At 62.8% G+C, this 6,902-nt stretch carries 6 protein-coding genes; 5 read left to right on the top strand and 1 reads right to left on the bottom strand.

Annotated features, from left to right (window positions below):
• From A2J01_RS30335 to A2J01_RS30325, 3 genes are all read left to right on the top strand, one after another.
• On the top strand, positions 1-403 hold a 403-nt coding region (locus tag A2J01_RS30335; protein ID WP_231916129.1), incomplete at its 5' end, for an aldolase/citrate lyase family protein.
• On the top strand, positions 400-1,398 hold the full coding sequence (locus tag A2J01_RS30330) for a MaoC family dehydratase (RefSeq protein ID WP_030537188.1): 999 nt from the start codon (positions 400-402) through the stop codon (positions 1,396-1,398). The genes A2J01_RS30335 and A2J01_RS30330, both read left to right, overlap by 4 nt.
• A 31-nt stretch (positions 1,399-1,429) precedes the next feature.
• Complete coding sequence (locus A2J01_RS30325; RefSeq protein ID WP_064114217.1) at positions 1,430-2,650, top strand: CoA transferase; 1,221 nt, start codon at positions 1,430-1,432, stop codon at positions 2,648-2,650.
• Positions 2,651-2,716: 66 nt separating this feature from the next.
• Here A2J01_RS30325 and A2J01_RS30320 read toward each other — a convergent pair whose 3' ends face one another.
• Positions 2,717-3,874 (bottom strand): acyl-CoA dehydrogenase family protein, encoded by a 1,158-nt coding sequence (locus A2J01_RS30320; RefSeq protein WP_003940617.1) that lies wholly within the window; start codon positions 3,872-3,874, stop codon positions 2,717-2,719.
• A 195-nt stretch (positions 3,875-4,069) separates the two neighbouring features.
• Here A2J01_RS30320 and A2J01_RS30315 point away from each other — a divergent pair, with 195 nt between their 5' ends.
• Together A2J01_RS30315 and A2J01_RS30310 are read left to right on the top strand one after the other, a co-directional pair.
• Positions 4,070-5,533: an MFS transporter gene (locus A2J01_RS30315; RefSeq protein ID WP_174519483.1), complete on the top strand. Its 1,464-nt coding sequence runs from the start codon at positions 4,070-4,072 to the stop codon at positions 5,531-5,533.
• 134 nt (positions 5,534-5,667) lie between these two features.
• Positions 5,668-6,798 carry a thiolase family protein gene (locus tag A2J01_RS30310; protein ID WP_064114216.1) on the top strand — a complete coding sequence of 377 codons (1,131 nt, stop codon included), beginning with the start codon at positions 5,668-5,670 and terminating at the stop codon, positions 6,796-6,798.
• The last annotated feature ends 104 nt before the right edge of the window (positions 6,799-6,902 follow it).

The raw sequence follows: 6,902 nt of genomic DNA, 5'->3' as shown, positions 1-6,902 counted from the left end.
TCTCGGTGCAGCGCTCGGCCGTTCACGCTCGGCACTGCCTGAACACTGGCTTGCCGTCCAGGACAGAATTCTGATCGCCTGCCGCGCAGCCGGCGTCGCAGCCATCGACGGGCCCTTTCTCGGCATCACCGACGACGACGCTTTCCGCCGCGCCGCGCACTGGACCAGCGCTCTCGGGTTCGACGGCAAATGGGTCATCCACCCGGCGCAGATCGACTCGGCCACTACCGCATTCACTCCTTCGGACGACGCCGTCAATGACGCCCGACGGGTACTGACCGCACTCGAAGAAGCCGAAACCCTGGGTTCGGGTGCCGCCCAACTCGACGGCCAGATGCTCGACGAAGCTGTGGCCGTGGCAGCGCGTCGTACGCTTGCCCGAGCCGAAGGAGTCACCGTATGAGCGAGCACTACGTGGGAGGCCCGTACTTCGACGAGCTCACCCATGGTCAGATCTTCGACGAAGCCCCCGCGGTGACGTTGACCAGTGGACTCGCCGCCTCCCATCAGGCGATCCTCGGTGACCGCATGCGCCTGCCTCTCGACGCACACTTGTCGTCGAGCGTCACGGGTTCCGGTGCACCAGTGGCAAATCCAGGACTGGTCACCGACATCGCCATCGGCCAGTCAACCGTGGTCACACACCACGTCAAGGCGAACCTCTTCTACCGTGGACTGCGATTCCACCGTTTCCCGGTACTCGGCGACACCCTGTACACGCGCACCGAGGTTGTCGGTCTACGCGAGAACTCGGCCAAGCCGGGACGCGGCGCCACCGGACTTGCCGCGCTACGGATGACGTCTGCTGATCAGAACGGCAACACGGTCCTCGACTTCTACCGCTGCGCCATGCTCCCCCTGAGCCCCGACCCGATCGAGGCGAGAACTCGCCACGCCGACGACCTCGGGGCGATCGGTCCGTCCGAACCGGCTCCGTACGTATCACCTGACGGTTGGGACCTCGACACGTATCGAGAGCGGGTACCCGGCAGGCACTTCGATTCCGATTTGGTGGGCTCCGTCTTCCACAGCAGCGGCGACGTCGTCTCCAGCGCACCCGAACTTGCCCGGCTGAGCTTGAACATCGCAGCGACGCACCACGACGATCGCGTCGGCGCCCACGGTCGCCTCGTCTACGGCGGCCACACCATCGGGATCGCACTCGCCCAGGCGACTCGCGCTCTGCCCAACGTGGTGACGGTTCTCGGGTGGCACTCGTGCGATCACACCGGACCCGTTCACGAGGGCGATACCCTCACGAGCGAACTGCACGTCGAAAACTCGTCGCCCCTCGAACACGGAACCGCAGTGCAACTGCGTTCGCTCGTGTTCTCCCACAATGCTTCTGCAACACAAACTCCGGTTCTCGACTGGCGTTTCACCGTGTTGATGGCATGAGCACACACTCTTCTATCACGGAGGACCACACATGACTCAGAGCCCAGGCCCGCTGTCCGGGCTTCGCATCGTCGAGGTCTCGAGCTTTGTCGCCGCGCCGCTGTGCGGACTGACGCTCTCCCAACTCGGCGCCGAGGTGATCCGGATCGACCCGATCGGAGGTGCCTCCGATTACAATCGCTGGCCCGTCACAGACAAGGGCGAGAGCATCTACTGGACCGGACTCAACAAAGGCAAACGGTCACTGTCAGTGGACATGCGCGCCGAACGCGGCCAAGAACTGATTCGCCGACTGGTCACGGCGCCGGGACCTGGCGGCGGAATCCTGGTCACCAACGCCGGCGGCCGTAAGTGGATGAGCCACGACTCCCTGGCCCAGTTGCGTAGCGACGTCATCACCCTCGAGATCCTCGGACGCCGCGACGGCAGCCCCGGAGTCGACTACACGGTCAACGCCGCCTTGGGATTTCCACAGATCACCGGCCCCGCCGACTACGCCGGAGTTGTCAACCACGCACTGCCCGCCTGGGACGTCGCATGCGGGCTCTACGCCGCCCTGTCGATCACTGCCGCAGTGCGCCAACGTGACTCGACCGGACATGGATCTCGGATCACGCTCCCACTCGAAGACGTCGCATTGGCCACCGCGGGAACCCTCGGTTACCTCACCGAGGTACAAGTGAACGGTCGCAGTCGCGAGTCCGGCGGAAACGCCGTCTACGGCACGTACGGAATCGATTTCGTCTCCAGCGACAACGAACGGTTCATGATCGTTGCACTCACTACCCGCCATTTCCGCGACCTTGCGTCGGTCACCGGCACCACGGCGGCTGTCGACGCTGTCGAAGCTGCGCTCGGAGCCGACTTCTCCACCGAAGCGGATCGCTACCGTCATCGAGAGGTACTCACTGCTCTGTTCTCACATTGGTTCCGGGAACACAGCGGCGCCGAGATCGCTGCAGCGCTGGACACATCGTCGGTTCTGTTCGAGAGGTACCGCAGTTTCGAGGAAGTGGTGAAATCTGGCGAACTGGAGAACAACCCGATGTTCTCCGCACTCGATCAACCTCGAATCGGAAGCTACCTGGCTGCCGCCAATCCTGCCTCGTTCGACGGCGCACACCTGGGTACCGGACCCGCCTCCGAGGTCGGCGGCGATTCGATCGCGGTGCTCGCCGACATCCTCGGAACCAACGCCGATCACGCCTCGACGCTGATCGCGGACGGCGTGGTCGGGGTTCCGGCGAACTGACCTACCCGGAAGATGTTTTCGGCCTCGGAACACTTGTTCCGAGGCCGACAACATGTCGAGAGTGCGTCAGAGACCAAGATCCTTCGCGATGATGGTCTTCATGACTTCACTTGTGCCACCGTAGATTCGTGTGACACGCGTGTCTGCGTAAAGACGCGCGATGGGATACTCGGTGATGTAGCCGTACCCGCCGTGCAATTGGAGGCACTTGTCGATCACTCGACCTGCCGCCTCGGTGCAGAACAGTTTCGCCTTCGCTGCGTCGGGAATCGTCAGAGTGCCGCGGTCATGACATTCGAGTGCGTTGTCGGACACCAGCTGGATGGCATCAACCTCGGTAGCGCATTCGGCCAGAACGAATTTGGTGTTCTGGAAGGCCGCGACCGGCTTGCCGAACACCTTGCGGTCCTTGACGTAGTCGATGGCAAAGCGAAGCGCTGCACTGGCAGTGGCGGCCGCTCCGAACGCGATGGTCAACCGCTCCTGAGCCAGGTTGTGGGTCAGATAGCTGAAGCCGTCGCCCTCTTCTCCGAGTCGGTCCTCGACGGGCACCTTGACGTCGACAAACGAAAGCTCCGCAGTGTCGGAGGTCTTGAGCCCGATCTTGTTGATCTTGCGCCCCACCGAGTATCCGGGCGACGACGTATCGATCACCAGAATCGACAACCCCGTGCGCCGGTTCTCCGCTGTGCTGGGCGCGGTACGGCACACCACCAGGACGCGGTCGGCAAGTACTCCACCGGTGATGAACGTCTTGGAACCATTGACCACGTAGTGCGTACCGTCCTCCGACAGCTTGGCCGTGGTCGCGATGTTCGCCAGATCCGATCCTGTTCCCGGTTCGGTCATCGCAATCGCGAACATCAGATCTCCGGAAGCGAAGCCCGGCAACCAGCGGCTCTTCTGTTCTTCGTTCGCGTACTCGAGCAGGTAGGGCAGGATCAGGTTCGTATGCACCGACTGCGAGCCGAATGACGCCCCGGCGGCAGCAACTTCCTCGGCGACGACGACGTTGAACTTGAGCGACTTCTCGCCGCCTCCGCCGTATTCTTCCGGCACCTGAATTCCGAGTACGCCCAGCTCTCCGAGTCGTCGGTAGAAGTCACGGGGCGGGTGACCGTCCTCTTCCCACTTCTCGTGGACCGGGGTTACTTCCTTCGCGATGAAATCGCGAACGGTTGCCCGGAATGCCTCGTGATCCTCGTTGAACACGGTGCGCTGCATGTATGAACGCCAGTCGGTCAAGGGGACAGGGTGATCCTGATCTCACCTTGCCTCAATGTTCCGCATTCGATCCAACACTCATCGGCTATGCGTCCGATAGGGCGTACCAATATGGCCTGACCTGGGATACATAGGCAACCGCTATCGTTCCGATCATCGACGCGACATTGCTCAAAGTGATCCAGAACACGTTGAATGAGTCAGCCGGCAAACACACCACCATCGATCGCTTCGAGGCCGCGCTTCGAGCACGATCGCATCCGCCCACCAGTCTCGAAGGGACGCCACGTGACCCCCATCGCGCCACAGCGTAACGACGTCCAGCCCGAAGCAACAGCAACGCCAGATTCGTCAGCAGTTCCCGTCTTCGGTACCCGCAAGCGTGCGTGGACGATGACCGGGCTCGTCGTTTTCCTCTACATCGTCAACTACGCGGACAAGGCAGTCCTCGGAATCATCGCTCAGCCCCTCGCTCGTGAGCTCGGACTGAAGTCTTCGCAAATCGGCATGGTCGGCTCGCTCTTCTTCCTGATGTTCTGCATCGGTGGATTCCTCGCCGGACCGCTCAACAAGTACCTGACCCTGCGTTGGGCGCTGTTGATCCTGGCCGCAATCTGGTCCGTGGTCATGCTCCCCCTCGTTCTCGGCGCCAGCCTCGCGATGTTGATCGTCTCGCGCATGCTCCTCGGATTTGCCGAAGGCCCCAGTTCTGCGCTGATGCACACCGCGGCGTACTCGTGGCACCCGCCGGCCAAGCGCGGCCTTCCCGGCGCAATGCTCGCCGGATCCGCCTCTGTCGCAAAGATCGCTCTCGCGCCGGTACTGACCTTCATCGCCGTTCATTACGGCTGGCGCGCAGCGGTTCTCTCGCTCTCCGTTCTCGGTCTCGTGTGGATGGGTTGCTGGCTGGCCGGTTGGTCCGAGGGCCCGTACACGAGCAAGGCCGTCAAGGCGACCAAGACTGCAGATACAGAAGCAACCGAGGCAGCCGGGACAGCCACGAAGGCGGTCACCGAGCCCAACGTTCCGTGGCGCAAGATCCTGCTCTCCCGCACCTTCGTCAGCTGCTGCTTCCTCATCGCGACCATCTACGCGCTGACCACCGTCGTTCTCACCTGGTTGCCGTCGTACTTCGAGGTCGGCCTCGGATACAGTGCGATGCAAGCCGGTTCGATGTTCGCGCTGCCCTCGATCGTCGGTCTCGTCCTCATGATCACCTCCGGTTCCGTCACGGACAAGTTGATCGGCCGCGGCTTCACCTCTCGTACGGTTCGCGTCATCGTTCCCTGTGTCGGCGTTCTGATCTGCGGATCGATTCTCCTGTTCCTGCCACAGATCTCCACCCCCATCGTCGCTGTCGCCATGGTCTCGATCGGCTACGGGTTCTCGGCAATCACCTTCCCGCTCATCAACGCTGCGATCTCGGAGCTGTGCCCGCCGCAGCAGACTGCCGGAACGATGGGATTCTTCCTCGCCATCATGTCGATCGGTGGCCTGATTGCTCCTTACGCAACGGGAGTCATCGTGGACAACGCTGCAACCCCGGCCGACGGTTACGCCCAGTCCTTCCAGGCAATCGGCGTCATCGGAGTGATCGCCGCGGTTCTGGTCCTCGTCTTCGCCAATCCCGAGCGCGATCGCAAGCTCATCCGAGGCTGAGTACTCCACGTATAGCCATTCGCTAACAAAGCCATTCACCGAAAGACATTGCCGGGTCGACCCGCTCGTGATCGACTCGAGACACGCCCCGACCGCACAGTCGCAGAACCGGGCACGAACAGCAGGAGAGATACATGCGAGATGCCGTCATCGTCGACGCAGTACGTACACCGATCGGCCGTCGTGGCCGCGCCCTCTCGGAGATCCATCCGGTCGAGTTGTCCGCCCATGTACTGCGTGCGCTCGCTGAACGGACCGGACTCGACGCGGCGACGGTCGACGACGTGATCTGGGGTTGCGTCAGTCAGGTCGGCGAGCAGGCCGGAAGCATCGCCCGCACAGCGGCACTCGCTGCCGGCTGGCCCGACAGCGTTCCCGGCGTCACACTGACCCGGGCCTGCGGATCGAGCCAGCAGGCAGTTTCCTTTGCTGCGGCCACCGTCATCTCCGGTCAGAACGACGTGGTCGTAGCCGGAGGCGTCGAATCGATGTCACGAGTACCGATGGGTACCGCCAGCAAGAACGGTGAGCATTTTCCGGCTTCGGTACTCGAACGCTACGGGGTGGACGGTTTCAGCCAGGGGACCGGCGCCGAGATGATGGCCCGCAAATGGGCACTCACACGAACAGCTCTGGACGAATACTCCCTCCGCTCACACGAATTCGCGGCCCGTGCCACCGATGAAGGGGCATTCACCGGGCAGATCACTCCGATCGCGGGCTTGTCCCAGGACGAAGGCATTCGGCGAGGCGGAAGTGTGGAGTCGCTCGCGAAGTTGCCCCCGGCCTTCGACGCCGACGGTGCCATCCACGCCGGCAACTCTTCTCAGATCTCCGACGGGGCGGGCGCCACACTCGTCACGACCAGCGAGTACGCCCGGGCACGCGGGTGGAAGCCGCTCGTTCGTATTCACACCGCAGTGGTCGCAGCCGACGACCCGGTCATCATGCTCACCGGTCCGATTGCCGCCACCGCAAAGGCATTGGATCGCTCCGGATTGTCCATCGACGACATCGGCGCCTTCGAGATCAACGAGGCATTCGCCCCCGTCCCGCTTGCCTGGCAGGCTGAAACCGGCGCAGCCATCGATCGTGTGAATCCGCTCGGCGGCGCTATCGCGGTCGGCCACCCACTCGGCGGATCAGGTGCGATCTTGATGACTCGCCTGGCACATCACATGCGCGACAACGGAATTCGCTACGGTCTCCAGTCGATGTGCGAGGCCGGCGGCATGGCCAATGCGACCATTCTCGAATTGATCTGACCCGACAACGCTTTCGGGCCGACACGTCATCCAGCAGGAAAGAAGAATTGATTCATGAAACTCGAGGGACTTTCCACCGCGATCACCGGCGGCGCTTCAGGCCT

The sequence above is a fragment of the Rhodococcus sp. EPR-134 genome (genome assembly GCF_001647205.1).
GTDB classification, from domain to species: Bacteria; Actinomycetota; Actinomycetes; order Mycobacteriales; family Mycobacteriaceae; genus Rhodococcus_F; species Rhodococcus_F qingshengii.
Note: the sequence above shows the minus strand (reverse complement) of the source record. Positions and strands in the feature narration are given on the sequence as shown.

Coding starts and splice junctions, on each gene's coding strand:
- A2J01_RS30330 (WP_030537188.1), top strand. CDS start 400: ATGAGCGAGCACTACGTGGGAGGCCCGTACTTCGACGAGCTCACCCAT.
- A2J01_RS30325 (WP_064114217.1), top strand. CDS start 1,430: ATGACTCAGAGCCCAGGCCCGCTGTCCGGGCTTCGCATCGTCGAGGTC.
- A2J01_RS30320 (WP_003940617.1), bottom strand. CDS start 3,874: ATGCAGCGCACCGTGTTCAACGAGGATCACGAGGCATTCCGGGCAACC.
- A2J01_RS30315 (WP_174519483.1), top strand. CDS start 4,070: ATGAGTCAGCCGGCAAACACACCACCATCGATCGCTTCGAGGCCGCGC.
- A2J01_RS30310 (WP_064114216.1), top strand. CDS start 5,668: ATGCGAGATGCCGTCATCGTCGACGCAGTACGTACACCGATCGGCCGT.